The 15,446-nt window shown below is 55.5% G+C and carries 14 protein-coding genes and 3 pseudogenes; 9 read left to right on the top strand and 8 right to left on the bottom strand.

The window, feature by feature from the left end:
- Positions 1-110 precede the first annotated feature (110 nt).
- The 6 genes and pseudogenes from MRBLPB4O_RS15050 to MRBLPB4O_RS15025 all read right to left on the bottom strand — a co-directional run bounded on the left by MRBLPB4O_RS15050 (position 111) and on the right by MRBLPB4O_RS15025 (position 5,146).
- On the bottom strand, positions 111-1,697 hold the full coding sequence (locus MRBLPB4O_RS15050; protein ID WP_012272468.1) for an ABC-F family ATPase: 1,587 nt from the start codon (positions 1,695-1,697) through the stop codon (positions 111-113).
- Positions 1,698-1,729: 32 nt separating this feature from the next.
- Entirely contained in the window at positions 1,730-2,257 is a 528-nt protein-coding gene (locus MRBLPB4O_RS15045; RefSeq protein ID WP_341795720.1) for a site-specific integrase, read from the bottom strand.
- A complete protein-coding gene (locus MRBLPB4O_RS15040) occupies positions 2,248-2,784 on the bottom strand; it encodes a hypothetical protein (RefSeq protein ID WP_341795719.1) in 537 nt (178 codons plus the stop codon). Before MRBLPB4O_RS15040 ends, MRBLPB4O_RS15045 begins: the two co-directional genes overlap by 10 nt.
- Complete coding sequence (locus MRBLPB4O_RS15035) at positions 2,784-3,008, bottom strand: hypothetical protein (RefSeq protein ID WP_341795718.1); 225 nt, start codon at positions 3,006-3,008, stop codon at positions 2,784-2,786. Before MRBLPB4O_RS15035 ends, MRBLPB4O_RS15040 begins: the two co-directional genes overlap by 1 nt.
- A gap of 207 nt (positions 3,009-3,215) precedes the next feature.
- Positions 3,216-3,335 (bottom strand): annotated as a pseudogene (locus tag MRBLPB4O_RS15030) (AAA family ATPase); the annotation flags it as partial.
- A gap of 440 nt (positions 3,336-3,775) precedes the next feature.
- Positions 3,776-5,146, bottom strand: coding sequence for an HD domain-containing phosphohydrolase (locus MRBLPB4O_RS15025; RefSeq protein ID WP_341795717.1), 1,371 nt, complete (start codon positions 5,144-5,146; stop codon positions 3,776-3,778).
- A 198-nt stretch (positions 5,147-5,344) separates the two neighbouring features.
- On the opposite strand from MRBLPB4O_RS15025, the gene MRBLPB4O_RS15020 reads away from it, so the two are divergent.
- From MRBLPB4O_RS15020 to MRBLPB4O_RS15010, 3 genes are read left to right on the top strand one after another with little or no spacing between them, the layout of a single operon-like run.
- Positions 5,345-6,343 carry a cytochrome c peroxidase gene (locus MRBLPB4O_RS15020; protein WP_341795716.1) on the top strand — a complete coding sequence of 333 codons (999 nt, stop codon included), beginning with the start codon at positions 5,345-5,347 and terminating at the stop codon, positions 6,341-6,343.
- Positions 6,340-8,154: a DAHL domain-containing protein gene (locus MRBLPB4O_RS15015; RefSeq protein WP_341795715.1), complete on the top strand. Its 1,815-nt coding sequence runs from the start codon at positions 6,340-6,342 to the stop codon at positions 8,152-8,154. Before MRBLPB4O_RS15020 ends, MRBLPB4O_RS15015 begins: the two co-directional genes overlap by 4 nt.
- A complete protein-coding gene (locus MRBLPB4O_RS15010; RefSeq protein WP_341795714.1) occupies positions 8,151-9,554 on the top strand; it encodes an ATP-binding protein in 1,404 nt (467 codons plus the stop codon). Before MRBLPB4O_RS15015 ends, MRBLPB4O_RS15010 begins: the two co-directional genes overlap by 4 nt.
- A 337-nt stretch (positions 9,555-9,891) precedes the next feature.
- Here MRBLPB4O_RS15010 and MRBLPB4O_RS15005 read toward each other — a convergent pair.
- Positions 9,892-10,062: pseudogene (locus MRBLPB4O_RS15005) on the bottom strand (FAD-binding oxidoreductase); the annotation flags it as partial.
- A gap of 510 nt (positions 10,063-10,572) precedes the next feature.
- Here MRBLPB4O_RS15005 and MRBLPB4O_RS15000 point away from each other — a divergent pair.
- The 5 genes and pseudogenes from MRBLPB4O_RS15000 to MRBLPB4O_RS14980 form a co-directional block, all read left to right on the top strand.
- Entirely contained in the window at positions 10,573-11,115 is a 543-nt protein-coding gene (locus tag MRBLPB4O_RS15000; RefSeq protein WP_341795713.1) for a redoxin domain-containing protein, read from the top strand.
- Positions 11,116-11,126: 11 nt separating this feature from the next.
- A complete protein-coding gene (locus tag MRBLPB4O_RS14995) occupies positions 11,127-11,666 on the top strand; it encodes a thioredoxin domain-containing protein (RefSeq protein ID WP_070086726.1) in 540 nt (179 codons plus the stop codon).
- 98 nt (positions 11,667-11,764) lie between these two features.
- Positions 11,765-12,865, top strand: a complete 1,101-nt coding sequence (locus MRBLPB4O_RS14990; protein WP_341795712.1) for a low temperature requirement protein A — start codon at positions 11,765-11,767, stop codon at positions 12,863-12,865.
- Between the two features lie 228 nt (positions 12,866-13,093).
- Entirely contained in the window at positions 13,094-13,396 is a 303-nt protein-coding gene (locus MRBLPB4O_RS14985) for a hypothetical protein (RefSeq protein ID WP_023047152.1), read from the top strand.
- A 194-nt stretch (positions 13,397-13,590) separates the two neighbouring features.
- A pseudogene (locus MRBLPB4O_RS14980) lies at positions 13,591-13,773 on the top strand (potassium transporter); the annotation flags it as partial.
- Positions 13,774-13,811: 38 nt separating this feature from the next.
- Here MRBLPB4O_RS14980 and MRBLPB4O_RS14975 read toward each other — a convergent pair.
- A complete protein-coding gene (locus MRBLPB4O_RS14975) occupies positions 13,812-14,795 on the bottom strand; it encodes an LLM class oxidoreductase (RefSeq protein WP_043862986.1) in 984 nt (327 codons plus the stop codon).
- A gap of 515 nt (positions 14,796-15,310) precedes the next feature.
- Here MRBLPB4O_RS14975 and MRBLPB4O_RS14970 point away from each other — a divergent pair.
- Positions 15,311-15,433 (top strand): hypothetical protein, encoded by a 123-nt coding sequence (locus MRBLPB4O_RS14970; protein ID WP_341795711.1) that lies wholly within the window; start codon positions 15,311-15,313, stop codon positions 15,431-15,433.
- Positions 15,434-15,446 lie beyond the last annotated feature (13 nt).

Below are 15,446 nucleotides of genomic sequence, written 5' to 3'. Positions count from 1 at the left end.
TAACGAATTATTCATCGGGTTGTGTCAGCTGTAGGGCTGGCGGTGGGATTTTCGCGGGCAAGCCCGCGAAGAGGCCCAGCCATACACAATGGCCAGGCCTTACCCATCAATCAGACCAGTACGCCCTGGCTGCGCAGGTAATCGTCGTAGGTGCCGCTGAAGTCCACCACGCCATCGGGCGACAGCTCGATGATGCGGGTGGCCAGCGACGACACGAACTCGCGGTCGTGGCTGACGAACAGCAGGGTGCCCGGGTAGTTTTCCAGCGCCAGGTTCAGCGCCTCGATCGATTCCATGTCCAGGTGGTTGGTAGGCTCGTCCATCACCAGCACGTTAGGCTTTTGCAGGATCAGCTTGCCGAACAGCATGCGGCCTTGCTCACCACCGGAAATCACCTTCACCGACTTGAGGATCTCGTCGTTGGAGAACAGCATGCGCCCCAGGGTGCCGCGAATCACCTGCTCGCCGGAGGTCCACTGGCCCATCCAGTCGAACAGGCTCAGGTCGTCTTCAAAGTCGTGAGCGTGGTCCTGGGCGTAGTAGCCCACTTCGGCGCTGTCGGTCCATTTCACCGAACCGGCATCCGGGGTCATTTCGCCGACCAGGGTACGCAGCAGGGTAGTCTTGCCAATACCGTTGGGGCCGATGATCGCTACGCGCTCGCCCGCTTCGACGGTAATGTCGAAGTTCTTGAACAGCACCTTGTCGTCGAAGGCTTTCGCCATCTTCTCGACGACTACCGCCTGGCGGTGCAGCTTTTTAGTCTGCTCGAAGCGGATGAACGGGCTGACACGGCTGGAAGGCTTGACCTCGGCCAACTGGATCTTGTCGATCTGCTTGGCGCGCGAAGTCGCCTGCTTGGCCTTGGAGGCGTTGGCCGAGAAGCGGCTGACGAAGGTCTGCAGCTCTGCGATCTGTGCCTTTTTCTTGGCGTTGTCCGACAGCAATTGCTCGCGCGACTGGGTAGCCGCAGTCATGTACTCGTCATAGTTGCCCGGGAACAGGCGCAGCTCGCCGTAGTCCAGGTCGGCCATGTGGGTGCAGACGCTGTTGAGGAAGTGGCGGTCGTGGGAAATGATGATCATGGTGCTGTTACGCGCCGTGAGGATCGTTTCCAGCCAGCGGATGGTGTTGATATCCAGGTGGTTGGTCGGTTCGTCGAGCAGCAGCACGTCCGGGTCCGAGAACAATGCTTGGGCCAGCAGCACACGCAGCTTCCAGCCTGGCGCCACTTCGCTCATCGGGCCGAAGTGTTGCTCCAGGGGGATACCCAGGCCGAGCAGCAGTTCACCGGCGCGGGATTCGGCGGTGTAGCCGTCCATTTCGGCGAATTCGGTTTCCAGCTCGGCGACGGCCATGCCGTCTTCCTCGGTCATTTCCGGCAACGAGTAGATACGGTCGCGCTCGGCCTTGACCTTCCACAGCTGGCCGTGGCCCATGATCACGGTGTCGATCACGGTGAATTCTTCATAGGCGAACTGGTCCTGGCGCAGCTTGCCCAGGCGGGTGTTCGGCTCGAGCATGACCTGGCCACCGGACGGCTCCAGGTCGCCGCCGAGGATCTTCATGAAGGTCGACTTGCCGCAACCGTTAGCGCCGATCAGGCCGTAACGGTTGCCGTTGTTGAATTTTACGGAAACGTTTTCGAACAGCGGCTTGGAGCCGAACTGCATGGTGATGTTAGCGGTAGAAATCAAGTGCTTGTCCTGCGGGGGTTCCAGAGGTGTATTTAGGCCCTGTCGTCATTCTTGGGCCAATTTTGGGCCAATTCGACTCGGGGCGGCAGCTTCTCCAGCTCCCTCCAGTCCGAGGAGGAGCTGATCCATTTCGCGTAGGTAGAGAGCAACATCTCGACGCTGTGGCCAAGCTGGCTCGCGATGAACGCGGGGTTCATCCCAGACATCAGGCACATGGTTGCGTAGGTGTGGCGGGTGTCGTACTGACGGCGTTCACGGATGTTCAGCGCCTTCAGCGCCGATTTGAATTGGCGGATTGTAACACTTGGTTCGTTGATCCACAGCCCACCTTTGCTCGGTTGGAACACGAAAGGGCTTTCGGGGTTGGCTGACTTGGATGCCATGCGTCGAAGGTTCGCCATTCTCTGGGCCTGCTTAATGGCATTGAGCGCGCGCTCGTTCAGCAGTACCACCCGGTGCTGTTTGGTCTTCGTGCGCTCCTGCGGAGATCGATTCACGATGATTCGACGAATCGAGACGGACCGTTCTTCAAGGTCAACATCTTCCCACTTCAGGCCCATGGCCTCACCTGGGCGCACCCCGGTAAAAAGCAGAACTCGAAGAATGCGGCATAAATCTGCGAATATTTCCGAAGTGTCGCATACAGGTGCGAGATTATTGCTTCCGCCTCAGAGCGGCTGTATGGGTCAACGACCTTTTTGACTACCCTAGGTTTATCGAGCGATGCGGTAGGGTTTTTAGTGATCAGTCCGTCGAAAACCGCTGTCTTGAAGACGCTTGCCAGCTTGATAATCGCATTGCGCTTGACCCCCACTGATGTCCACTGGATCTGCGAGATAACACCGCGAAGCATTGTCGGCGTGATCATGTCGATCCGACGGAGGCCAAGGTACGGCATCCAGTAGAGGTTGAAAGCGCTCTTGTAGTTGTTGCAGGTGCCTTCGACAATGTCACGGCTGTCCAGCCACATCTGGGTGTAAGCCCCCAGGCTAGGAATGGACTCTGCCGTCTGACGAGCTACCTCCGATCCGGGGAATAGCTCGGCATACTTCTCGTCGTCCAGCAAGCCGTGGCGGATCAGATTCACTACTTGATCACGTACACGGCTGGCTGCGCGGATCCCCTGCGCCGTCGGGGGGGGGCGAGGGTTTCACCGCGACGCTCACCGTTCCAAGTGTTGTCGAGCAGCTCTTGCTCGCGGCCGTCGGCCCACATCTGCTGATGGCGCTTGTTGCATGTGAAGCCGGTGTCCGACTCGCTTTCACCGTCGACCCACTCCAGCCATTTGCAGGTGTTGCAGTTCTTGCCCATCGCGGGCCCCTGTAGATCAGGTAGGCCATGTACTGATACCTCTCACCAATCCAGCGCCCAGGCGCCAGTGCGGGTGTAGGTTCGGGTTGTGTTTCGTGCGGGGAGAGCTGGCGCTGGTTGCCGGCCTGCAGCTGGCTGTCGGGGATTGCGCATGGTGCAGATGATGTGCAGCGGGCTGGTGAGTATGGTGTCGACCAGCTTGCGGTGGCGCGGCGTCGTCTCGTTCCAGGCCGACCAGGTGTTGCCCTTGTAGCGCTGCTTGGCGATCGTGTCGTTGATCTCAAGGCAGCCGCCCGAACCGACCCACTCGTGGGAGTAGCTGTCGATGATCAGCGTCGAGTAGCCGCCTGCCTCTGCAGCCTTATCGGCCTGTTCAGTTATGAAATTTCGAGTAAATGGGATGGGGACGAGCCAGGAAGGATCGTCGTAGGCAGAACGCCTGGATGGGGGCTGACGCTGTCTAAAACTGCCTTGGAGCTTCTCGGTTTTACTGGGCCAAAATCGCGGAAACTGGCTGACCTGTATTAGACAGGCAAGACCCACAGGCCGCTTTCGGCGCGGCCTGAGACTTGATTCTCACGCTACTGCTGCAGTACCAGAAGCTAGTAACATCCGTAGCTGTTGCACGTGGAGTTGCAGGCGTTCCTGCTTTCGACCCAGAGCAGCCCTTCACCGAGGACAGTATCGCCAATTGCAGTCATATAAGTACGCAGGAAAACATAAGCGCCCCTGATGAGCGAGTAGCTGCTCCTCGTATCGACTTCAGTTCAGCACAGAGCTGAGCCTGACGCCCCACGCGTTAAATCTTCATCCAATGGGGCCCTGACAAAAATGCAGTATTTTCCCCCCTCCATGGATTCGAAAGCTACTAGCTTTTCCACCAGTGCTGCGCTCAAAACCTTTCCGGCATTGAGCAGCAACATGCCGTTGTCAGCGTTCAAATTGCGCGCTAGCACCATTCCGGGGACCAGATCGCGGGTAGCGCAAACACGTACTTCAGGGTCCGCCAAGGTGAGATCACTGAGGAACGTCGCGCAGACGTCGACGAAATCGTCAAGTAGCGCCGGCTCATAAAGACGGCCGCTGTACTTGCGAAGGTAGAGCAGGGCCTCGTCGCTGTTCATCTGCCTTTCGAGGATCAGTCCACGCTGCAGTTCGACGAAGTCCACAGCCAGCTTAAGCAGGCGGGCGCCGAACGGAATGGCTTCACCTTTGAGGCGGTCAGGGAAACCGCTGCCGTCCCAGTGCTCTTGGTGATGGAGGATCAGCCGCGCCGCATCCTTCATAGGCTCCAGGGTCATCAGAAGCGATTCGCTTTGGCGTGGATAATCGCGGTAGCGCTCGCGGTCACTGTGCATAAGCAAGTCCGAAGGCGCGACGATCATGCTGTCTGGCCAACTCAGCTTGCTGATGTTGTACAACGCCGCCGCCATAGTCAGGTCGCGACTAGCCGCCTCGTCCAAGGCGTACGCCGTACAGTAACAGCGAACTAGCTCAATGATCTGACGGTTGGTCTGCTTAGCCGGCGGCAGCCGCAGGTTGGCCAGCATCGAGAATACTTCAGTTCCGGTGACATAGCTGTGTTTCAGTTCTTCGTAAGCCAGATCGAGCATGTCGGCTGTCTGCTGCAATTCGGCGGTGCGGGCTGCCACGCGCTTTTCCAAATTTATGTTTAAAAGCTTTAATTGAGCGTTCTGCACTCGCGCGAGTACCTCCAGCCGCTGGCGCTCGCGCTCGGAATGTTGATGCTCAAGGGCCTGGCGCAAGGTCAGTAGCATCTCGTCGTCGTTCCACGGCTTGCTGATGTAACGGTGGATACGACCATCATTGACAGCTTTGATGATCGCGCCAGGGTCTGCATAGCCAGTAAGCATGATCCTCACGACTGCGGGATAGCGTTGGTGGACTTGCGCGAGCAACGTTGCACCGTCCATGCCCGGCATACGCGCATCGCTCATCACAAGATCTACCGGCCGTTCGGTCATCAGCGCCAGCGCCTGTTCACCGCTGGTGGCCAACACCACGTCATAGGGCTGACCCCTTAATAGTCGACGCAGACTGTTGAGGATTGGCTCTTCGTCATCAACCAGTATCACAGTCGGCCGAGTGGCTGTTTTCGGGGTAGATTGCACTTCCATGTGGGGCCTCGCGCGTAGGTCGATGGCGGCACGTTGTCAGTTCCTGAGCGAAGCGTGCTTGGGCAAAGGCTAGATCATTTTATTGCCATGCGCATCGGAACACAGATCGGCAGACGACAGGCAAAAAGTGCCGAAGGCATCTAACCTGATGGCAATGCATTCTCGTATTCGTCAGCCATGGGAAAAGGACTCTCCCTGATGGTCGAGCTTAATACCTGTCTTCATCCTCATCTGCGTTACAGGGGGCGCTTGTGGAGTTACCTGCGCTTGCTGGGGCTGTTGGCTCTGTGCTCGGCCGTAGGGGCCGAACCTCTGGACGAACCGCTCAAACCCCTGCCGCCGATTCCCATACTGGCGCCTGCGCGCGTTGAACTGGGACGCCAATTGTTCAACGACCCACAGTTGTCACTCAATAGCTCTTTATCCTGTGCGAGCTGCCACCGTCTCGATAAATACGGGGCCGATGGCCATGCCTTTTCGATCGGAGTAGATGGCCAGCAACTGTCACTCAATACTCCGACGGTCTTCAATGCCAGTCTCAATTTCCGACAGTTCTGGGATGGCCGAGTTGAGTCGCTAGAAGAGCAAGGTAATGCAGTAATCACCAGTGCCCATGAGATGGGCGGGGACTGGCAGGTGATAGTGCAGCGCATCTCCGGCGAAAACCGTTACCGCCAGGCCTTCGCCGATGCCTACCAGGATACCGTGACCAAGGACAACATCCTCGACGCGCTGGCTACCTACGAAAGGACCCTTTTAACACCCGGCGCCCGCTTTGATCGTTATCTGCAGGGCGACACCGAGGCGCTGACCTTGCAGGAAAAATACGGTTACCAGCGCTTCAAGGATTATGGCTGTATCGCTTGCCATCAAGGTGTAAACATCGGTGGCAACATGTTCCAAAAATTCGGCGTATTCGGTGACTATACGATCGATCGTGGAAACCCGACTCACGCCGACCTAGGACGTTTCAACGTGACCGGTGCCGAAGCGGATCGAGGTGTCTTCAAGGTTCCGAGTCTACGAAACGTGGCGATGACCGCGCCCTATTTCCATGATGCCTCGGCTCCTACTCTGGAGCGCGCGGTTGACGTGATGTTTCAGTACCAGCTTGGACGGATACCCAGCGACGAAGACCGTGAACTGATTGTGATGTTTCTCAAAACCCTCACCTCTGAAAATGTGGGGCAGCCATGAGTGCAATCTCCCGACGCGGAAGCCTGTTTTCACTCAGTGGTTTGGTCCTGGCGCTATCGTCAATGCTGCTGTTCCTTTACCTGAACTCTGGTTCAGAGCAGACACAAACCTACAATGAATCTCGGGATCTTATTCGTCAGCTCAAGCAGCAAGATGCGGTGTGGGAAAACGAAATGCTCAAGGCGCGGGTAGCCATATCCCATGACTACGATCTACTTGTGACGCCCCTCAAAGAGATGAGGCAACTTTGGACACGCTTCGACAGCCAAGAAGCTGAGCAAGGGCGCAACAGCTCTACACAATGGCGTGATGCCCACGATGGCTTTCTCGGTGCGCTTGGGGAAAAAGCTCGGCTTGTCGAGCAATTCAAGTCGCACAATGCTCTACTGCGAAACTCCCTTGCGTTTCTCCCTGCTGCCGAGGACGCTATCCAAGCCCAGCTAAACAAGGTTCTCGACCCGCGCCGGCAGGAGGTCCATGCATTCGCCACCGACACTTATGATCTGTTGCTCAGTGCCCTGGAGTTCGCACAGGTTACGTCTGCGGACAAGGCGGCAGAGATCGAGCTCGGGCTGGGCAATTTGGCTGTCAACGTGCAGAACCTGCCCAGCGAGTTTCAGACGCCGGTCAAACTGTTGAGCAGTCATGTGGCATTGATCCTGCGCGAGCAACCTATCGTCAACCGCCTGCTCGCGGACATCGAGACGATCCCTGTCGCCGAACGATTAGATACCATCACCAGCCTGCTGGATCGGGACCAGCAGCAGGTTGAGAAAAACGATCGTAAGTATCACCTCTTCACGTTGTGGCTTTCCGGCCTGCTGATGCTCTCGGTCGTGTGTCTGGCTGCCCTGCTGGTGCGGAGCTTTTCCGAGGTGAGGCGGGTCAACAACGCGTTGCAGGCTTCCAATGAAGTTCTAGAGCAACGGGTCGAGGATCGCACTCGGGAGCTCAAGAATGCCCAAAGCGAACTGTTCAATGCCGCGCGCCACGCTGGCATGGCAGAGATCGCCACCAACGTGCTGCACAATGTAGGCAACGTGCTTAACAGCGTGAACACCTCCTCTAATCTCATTGCTCAAACCTTGCGCAGCAGCAAGACCCGAGGCTTGGGCAAGGCAATGCAAATGTTCGATGAGCATTCAGGCGAGCTCGGCCAATTTCTTACCGAAGACCCCAAGGGCAAATTACTTCCCGGCTACCTCAACCAGCTGACCGAGGCCATCACTCATGAGCAGCGCGAAATTGTGGCCGAGTTAGACCGGATGAGTAAGAGCGTGGACCACATCAAGGAAGTGGTGGCCACCCAGCAATCCTATGCGGGGGCCAAGAGTGTGCACGAGCCGCTGTCGGTCAACGATCTGATAGAAGACGCGCTACGCATGAACGCCGGGGCGCTGAGTCGGCACCAAGTTAACGTGGTGCGCGACTTCGATGAGCTACCCCAAGTGATGGGTGACCGGCATCGAATGTTGCTGATCCTGATCAACCTGATCAGTAACGCCAAGTACGCCATGTCCGGTCAAGGCAACGAGCACAGGACCATGACCTTAAGGACGCGGATCATCGAGGGAGGGTTCCTAGAAATGAGCGTTCTGGACGAAGGCGAAGGCATTGCCCCGGAAAACCTGCAGAAGATATTTGCCCACGGCTTCACCACCCGCAAGGATGGGCATGGCTTCGGCTTGCACAGTTGCGCCCTGGCCGCGATCGAGATGAATGGCCAACTAACCGCTCACAGCGACGGCCCTGGTCTGGGGGCGCTCTTCACGCTGAGGATCCCGCTAACCGCGGTGCGGGAGCCTGCATGAGTAGCTTATCTAATCGCCGAGTCCTGCTGATAGACGACATGCCATCGATCCATGAGGACTTTCGCAAAGTCCTGAGCCCAGTCAGGCCGCAGACCGCCGAGCTGGACGAGATGGAGACGTTACTGTTCGGTAATCAGCCCAAGCAGGAACGGCCGGTTGTCGAACTCGATTCGGCCTATGGCGGCGAGGAAGGTCTTGACCTGTTGAAACGGGCGCTTCATGCCCAGAAGCCTTACGCGCTGGCTTTCGTCGACATGCGCATGCCGGATGGCTGGGACGGAGCTAAGACCATCGAGCAACTATGGCAGGCGGACCCGCAGCTGCAAGTGGTGGTGTGCACCGCATACTCAGACTATTCTTGGGAGGAACTGCTCGACCGGCTACAGGCCCACGACCGCCTGCTAATCCTAAAAAAGCCGTTTGACAACATTGAGGTCCAGCAGATGGCCAACACCCTGCTGACCAAGTGGGAAATGACTCAGCGCGCCTCTTTGCAAATGCACCAGCTCGAACAGCGGGTTGAGCGGCGCACCCATGAGCTGAAGCAGGCCAGCGACGCTTTACAGCAGGAAATCGACGAGCGTAAGCAACTTGAAAGCCAGCTGGTGCAGTCGGAGAAGCTTGCCTCACTGGGGCAGATGGCAGCTGGCGTAGCACACGAGATTAACAATCCGATCGGGTATGTATCCTCCAACCTCGGCACTCTAGAAGGGTACTTTCAGCAACTAACGACGATGCTCGACGCTTATCGCGAGGTAGAGCAGCTATTGGGCGAAAGCGAAACCACCATGGCCTTGCAAAGGCTGCGCGAGCACACTGAGCTGGAATTCCTCAGGGAAGACATTCCCATCCTGATTGAGGAATCCAAGGACGGAATCGTTCGCGTGGCGCAGATCGTCAAGGACCTAAAAGACTTTTCGCGTGCTGACAGCACCCAGCAGTGGCAATGGGCCAACGTGCAGCAGGGCATCGATTCCACACTAAACATCGTTGCCAGCGAGCTTAAATTCAAGGCAGATGTGGTAAAGCGGTACCAGCCGTTGCCCGAGATCGAATGCCTGCCGTCGCAGATCAATCAGGTGATTTTGAACCTAGTGATTAACGCCGCCCAGGCTATGGGGCCGGAGCGTGGAACCATCACGTTGTGCACTGCCCAACACGACAACTGGGTATGCATCGAGGTTACAGATACAGGCGCTGGGATAGCACCGGAGAACGTACAGAAAATCTTTGACCCTTTCTTCACCACGAAGCCTGTAGGACAAGGCACCGGACTAGGTCTGTCCCTCTCCTACGGTATTGTAAAGAAACACGGTGGTGAGATAACCGTTTCGAGCCAGGTCGGGGTGGGGACAACGTTTCGTGTACAACTGCCAATCAGCCAACAGGTAAGGCAGTGAGCGAATGTGGATTGAATTGCCCCTTGTAGAGACCTCCAAGCCGAAGGTGAAACCCTTTTTTTTAAGAGGCAGACCCGTCCGCTTCTGGCCGATTACGCCCCCTCGCTAAAGGCCGGTATGGGTCGAAAGCGGCCGGTCCTGAATGGCCGCTATCGACCCATAGCTGCCCTTGGCGGAGGGCAGCTAACGGCCAAAAGCGGTCAGTGACGATATTCGCAAAGTCTACCGCTCAGCTTCCCGAAGACCGATCTCGACTATTCGTTAGGTACAGCACCATCGCTGCGCGAGCCGCATCTTTGACTGCTGCTCCGCGCAGTGCTGCAATGGGGTCACGTTATCCGTATAGGATGTTGCTCCATGCGAGTGAATCTCCAAACACTCCCGACGCGATACCTTCAGCCTCAACCAAGGTGATATTCGCGCCTTTATCAGCCAGGTGTTACGCCAGCGAAGCGCTCACGATGCCGGCACTAATGACAACGACTCGTTTGTCCAGAGCATTTCCCATATCAACCTTCATTCTGTAGACCTGAAGGCGGTTTCAGTGTCTGCCTCTGGTCGATTTCTGCTTGTCGTAAGGGGCAGCAGTTGTCGTCCAGAAAGCAGATGTAAATTTGTCTGAAGTGGCGAAATAGCTGCCAAAATCATCGTGTTAAAACGCCGCCTGAAATGGCAGCAAGATAAGCGCGTGAGTGTTGTTGGCACTGGAGGGTAGCGAAAAATCGTTCAGCTACTACGGTAAGCGTCATCAACGACTATAGTCATTGGTGAGCCAGAGCGAATCTGACCATTCCCCTGCCAACCTGGCCTAATCCAATTCCGCGATTACACGGCGGATCTTCTTGTGTTCCTTGATGCGGAACGTGAACGTTTCGCTGCCGAAATCACTCAGGCTCAGGCTGAGATCGAGGCAGCGTTGTCTTTTTTTGAACCCCTTGATGGTGGATGGAGTTATCCCGCCGGGCACGTCGCATCCCACTGAGCACGTCCCAACCACCCATCTATCAAGGTTCAAGCTATGAATACTTTAGAGTTCGATGATGTACAAAAAACCAATGGCGACCTGGTTCAGGGGCCGCTGCCGGCCGGCACTGTCGCGCCCGACTTCACTCTTCACGCAACCCCTGATCAACAGTTGTCGCTGCGTGAGCTAAAGGGAAATCCCGTGATATTGGCGTTTTATCCCGCTGACTGGACTTCGGTGTGTGGTGACCAACTGACTTTGTACAACCAGTTGCTACCCACATTCAGAGAATACGGTGCGGCGCTACTGGGTATCTCGGTTGACAGCGCCTGGTGTCATCAGGCCTTTGCCAAAGATCGGAATTTTCACTTCAGCCTGCTGGCCGATTTCGAGCCCAAAGGGGCTGTGGCACGACAGTATGGAGCGTACGAGTCCCAGCTCGGGGTTTGTAAGCGTGCGCTGTTCGTGATTGACAAGGACGGGGTGGTTGCCTGGAGCTACGTCTCCCCGATGGCAATCAACCCTGGTGCGGACGGTATTCTGGATGCGCTGGATGCTTTGGCGAATTCGCCACAAAGCACGCCAACCAAAAATTAACAGGTGATTAGATGGCCACTCTCAAAGTCCCGGTAAGTGCCAACGACCATCGCCAGGGAAGTGCGCATGCCAAGGTCACCTTGGTCGAATTTGGCGACTATGAATGTCCCTATTGCGGTGAAGCTTATTGGATGGTCAAGAATCTGCAACAGCATTTTCGCGATGACTTGCTGTTTGTGTTCCGTAACTTCCCTCTGACCACCGCTCACCCCCATGCATTGGGTGCAGCGGTCACCGCTGAGTATGCCGGGAGTCGAGGATTCTTCTGGGAGGCCCACGACGAATTGTACGAAAATCAGGATCGATTGGGCCTGCCGCTGTATCGCGCCATCGTTCTCAAACACGGCCTTTCCAGGGAGGAATTCGATCTTGCAATGCAAGAGGATACTTACATTCCCAAAATACAAGCCGATTTCAATGGCGGTGTACGCAGCGGCGTGAATGGCACCCCAGCGTTTTACATTGACGGGCTTCGCTATGACGGAGTTCCAGAGTTCATCGGGATGAGTCAGATGATTGAGCTTTTGTTAGTGCGTGGACGAAATCGCTAGAGAGCCAAATCGGCTTGGCATCACCCACATCGGAGCCGAGGAAAAACCAACGTCAGTTTCCTTTTACATTAAAGAGGTGGGCACGGAGCCGGCAACTAATGAAATCTTTGAAGTATTATGAAGAAAATCGACACGCCACATGGTTGGAGTTGTTTTTTGACCTGACTTTCGTTGTTACGATAGGCCAAGTTACGCACACTCTCGGGCATGTTCATGATGGGCACTTTGAACATAAGCAATTATGGACATTCTTACTGCTTTTTGTGCCGTTGTGGTGGATCTGGTCCAGTCACACGATTTACTCCAACAGGTTCGATACAGACAGCAATCTTCACCGGTTGGCAACATTATTCATAATGCTCCTGCTCATTGTGCTATCGGCACGGATCGGGGAAGACTTGGAAGTGAACTACCCGCTCATTATTGCCTGCTATTTTGGTATACGTGCAATCATCAGTGTTATGTATATTTCATCCATTAGTAAACTCGATTCTCGCGGCGAACTTTCCTCAAGGCTTGGCTTCGCCCTATTAGTTAGCGCAGTTATTAGCCTTTCATCCGTTATTTTTGACCCGCCCTTGCGTTACCTTGTTGCTTATATTGGGATTGTTCTTGATATTCTGTTTCCTGTATTTTTCTGGACTAAACTAAAACCGTTGCCAGCACACACAGAGCACTTGGTTGAGCGCATAGGCCTACTCACCCTAATCTTATTGGGGGAGTCAATTATTAGCCTTTCCGGAGGCTTATCTAACATTCAATGGGGTTATTATAATGTGATGGCGGCCATCACCGGATTTATCATGATTTGCAGTATCTGGTGGATCTATTTTGATAGTTTTTACTTGCTGAACAAACATCAAGGCAGTATGAGTGGGCACGCCTTAATCTACTCGCACCTTTTTCTTTTTATGGGGCTGGCACTGCTGGCAAATTTGATTAGGCATGCGATCCTGAACGACATTGCGATACGCGATTTCCAGATTATGTCGATCACCGGCATGGCCTTGTTTTTCCTAGGTAAGCAATATGGCTATTTCATAGCCGTGAGTAGAATAAGGAAATACATCCTACAAAACACGTTGATAGTGTTTTCTTTGGGCGGGTTAGTCGTGTTTTTACCCCGCGTCGAGTACATATTGGTCGGCCTGACAGCAACCATGATCTCTTATGTTTTTCTAAATTTCAGATATCGTTGAATCATCATTATCAGACCAGAGGGTGGGACCAAGTGAGCAAGTGGCTGACTTGCGGTTACATGCTGCCCACTACGTCGTTCTCACTGCTCGTGCGCTACTCGCCGCTACCCTTGGTCTATTTGGGTTTGTAATCCTGGTATCGTCGACCATAGTTAAGAGTCTCGGATGCCCCTCTTAGCTATCGCGATCTGATAGCGCCAGCCGCATCGTAACAACAGGAGCCACATCATGGTCAAAGTAGCGTTGTTCGTTCGCCTAGAAGCAAAACCCGGGAAAGAAAAGGATGTAGAGAGCTTTCTTTTGGGTGGCCTTCCGTTAGTGGAGGAGGAGCCAGCCACTACAGCCTGGTTTGGAATCCGCTTGGGGCCGTCCACCTTTGGCATCTTTGACGCATTCCCGGATGAAGCGGGCCGGCAGGCTCATCTTTCGGGCAAGGTCGCGGCGGCGCTTATGGCAAACGCTGCCGAGCTATTTGCCGAACCGCCATCAATCGAGAAGGTTGACGTCCTTGCGGCCAAGCTACCCGGCTAAGCAAACCCAATAGGAAGCTCCAGTCAGTACTGGGAGGCCCACGATGTATTTTGTGAAAATCAGGATAGCCTGGGCCTGCTGCTGTTCCGGGCGGTGATCAATCAAAACACTTCTATTGAAGATAAATGTCATGGCTAAAGTGCCGTGTCCAGGATTCATGCCATGCTTGCGCGCTCGGTATAAGTGAAAGGATACGCGCGCAAATCGTGTCCAGGGACGGCGTGGAAGCCGCACAGAATCTGCAAGGCAACGTGCTCATCACGGGTTTAGGCTGGGTAGGGTAGATTGTTTGCCGGGCACCGGTCGCTCATGGCGCGAAGATCTCCATCATTGATATAGAACCGGAGGTCATCCGCGCCGTGACACCTTATGGTTTCGTCAAGTGAGCATTCGTCGGCGTAGCAGTGACCGATGTTCAATGAGCTGCCTGACGCGGCTGCACTCCGAACTGCGCAACGATGTGCGTACCCAATTCCTCAATAACTTCCACCGCAGGGCGCTTGCCGTATTTGAGATTGAGAATGACGTGGTCCACGCCGATTTCCTCAAGCGACTCCAGCAAAAAACGTAGATGGTAACGTCCAAGTCTGAACCCCAAATGGATACGTGTGGGTGGCGTTGACGGATTCTCATCGAGATCGATGTACAGCGACTGAGTAAAGGGCTTATACACAGAACCACATTGTTTCGTGACCTCCAGTCGCCAATCTTCCACGACCAGCCGCTGCATGTTCGGAATGCGTGGATAGTTGATCCATCCGTTGCTCTCACGCGCGATCCAATCCAGTGACTGGCGACTGTTGCCGGTCACGAGCATTGGAATGAATTGGGTGGTCGGTTTCGGAATCAGGTCTGCGCCTTGCATTTCACCAGTGCTCCAGTGGATGGGCTCAAAACTGGTGCTGTGGGCGCGGCGAATCACTTCGTAGTGTTCTCGAAAGATCTCTCCACGCCTTTCGGGATCGACGCCAAACGCCGAAAACTCCACTGGCCGATCTCCCGAAGCAACCCCCAGAATCAAGCGACCAGTGCTCAACTGATCTACGCTGGCTGACGCCTTGGCCGTGTGCAGGGGATGGTGCAGCGGGATGGCGATGGAGGCGGTGCCAAGTGCAATCTCCGAGGTATGGGCGGCCATATAACCCAGGTAAACCCAGGGGTCGAAGACTTGGCCGACATCGCCGAAGCCAGGGTCGCGAAGCGGCACGTCGCGAAACCAGAGCGCGCAGAAGCCCAGCGCCTCGGCTTGTTTAGCCAGTGTGACCTGGTTGAGCATGCTCGGAGTGTCCCCGTCGAACGCCTCCATGGGAAAGAATAATCCAAGGCTCAGATGCCCCTGAGTGAAGGTTCGGCTGAACCCTCGATGCTGCTGGTAAGGAATCGTGCTCGGCCGATACATACGGATTGACCTCATGGCAGAACGTGAACAGCGCCCCCGTTTCCAGAGGTGCTGCGGCATCGGTCGCTTTTGAACGGCAGGTGGGGGGACTGGGTCTGGCTTTTACCCGTTGCGCCGTACTGCTGGTCGTGTGGACCGGACTTAGGGGGCAGTTGCTGGCGATAGGCGCGGGTTGGTCCGGGTGGGTGTTAAGCGGACGGTCAAAGGAAGTCAGATCTCTCGGCTCTATACCACCAGATGGGCAAGGCGTTCGAGGAATCATTCTATAAGCGTAGGCGGTTTTGCAGCTCTCCGCCATATTCTTACAATCGAGCCGCTGGCGGGCGAAAGTCGCGTATCGAAGGCAGTTATCGGTCGTTTCCTGCCATTCCAGAACGGCCGCTATTGGCCGGTAGCTGCCTTTCGCGAAGGGCAGCTATGGGTCGAAAGTGGACAGCCAACCGCGGCTCCGAGGTGATGCCAATTTTGATACCACTGATAGGGAAATGAGGGGGAGAGGAGGGGGATCAGCGCTGTTGCTGAGTGGATGCTGGGAGTCCGAGGAAGAGAAGAAGGCGCAGGCCCCGCAGGCAGCCAGCGAGAACCTCTGGAACATCATTCCGCCTGATGAAAGCCAGGACGAAGGCTTTACGCCTTGACTCACTTCCTCCC

Origin of the sequence: Pseudomonas sp. LPB4.O, from assembly GCF_038383825.1 — a bacterium.
Taxonomy (GTDB): Bacteria; Pseudomonadota; Gammaproteobacteria; order Pseudomonadales; family Pseudomonadaceae; genus Aquipseudomonas; species Aquipseudomonas putida.
This window is presented reverse-complemented; position numbering and strand designations above follow the sequence as displayed.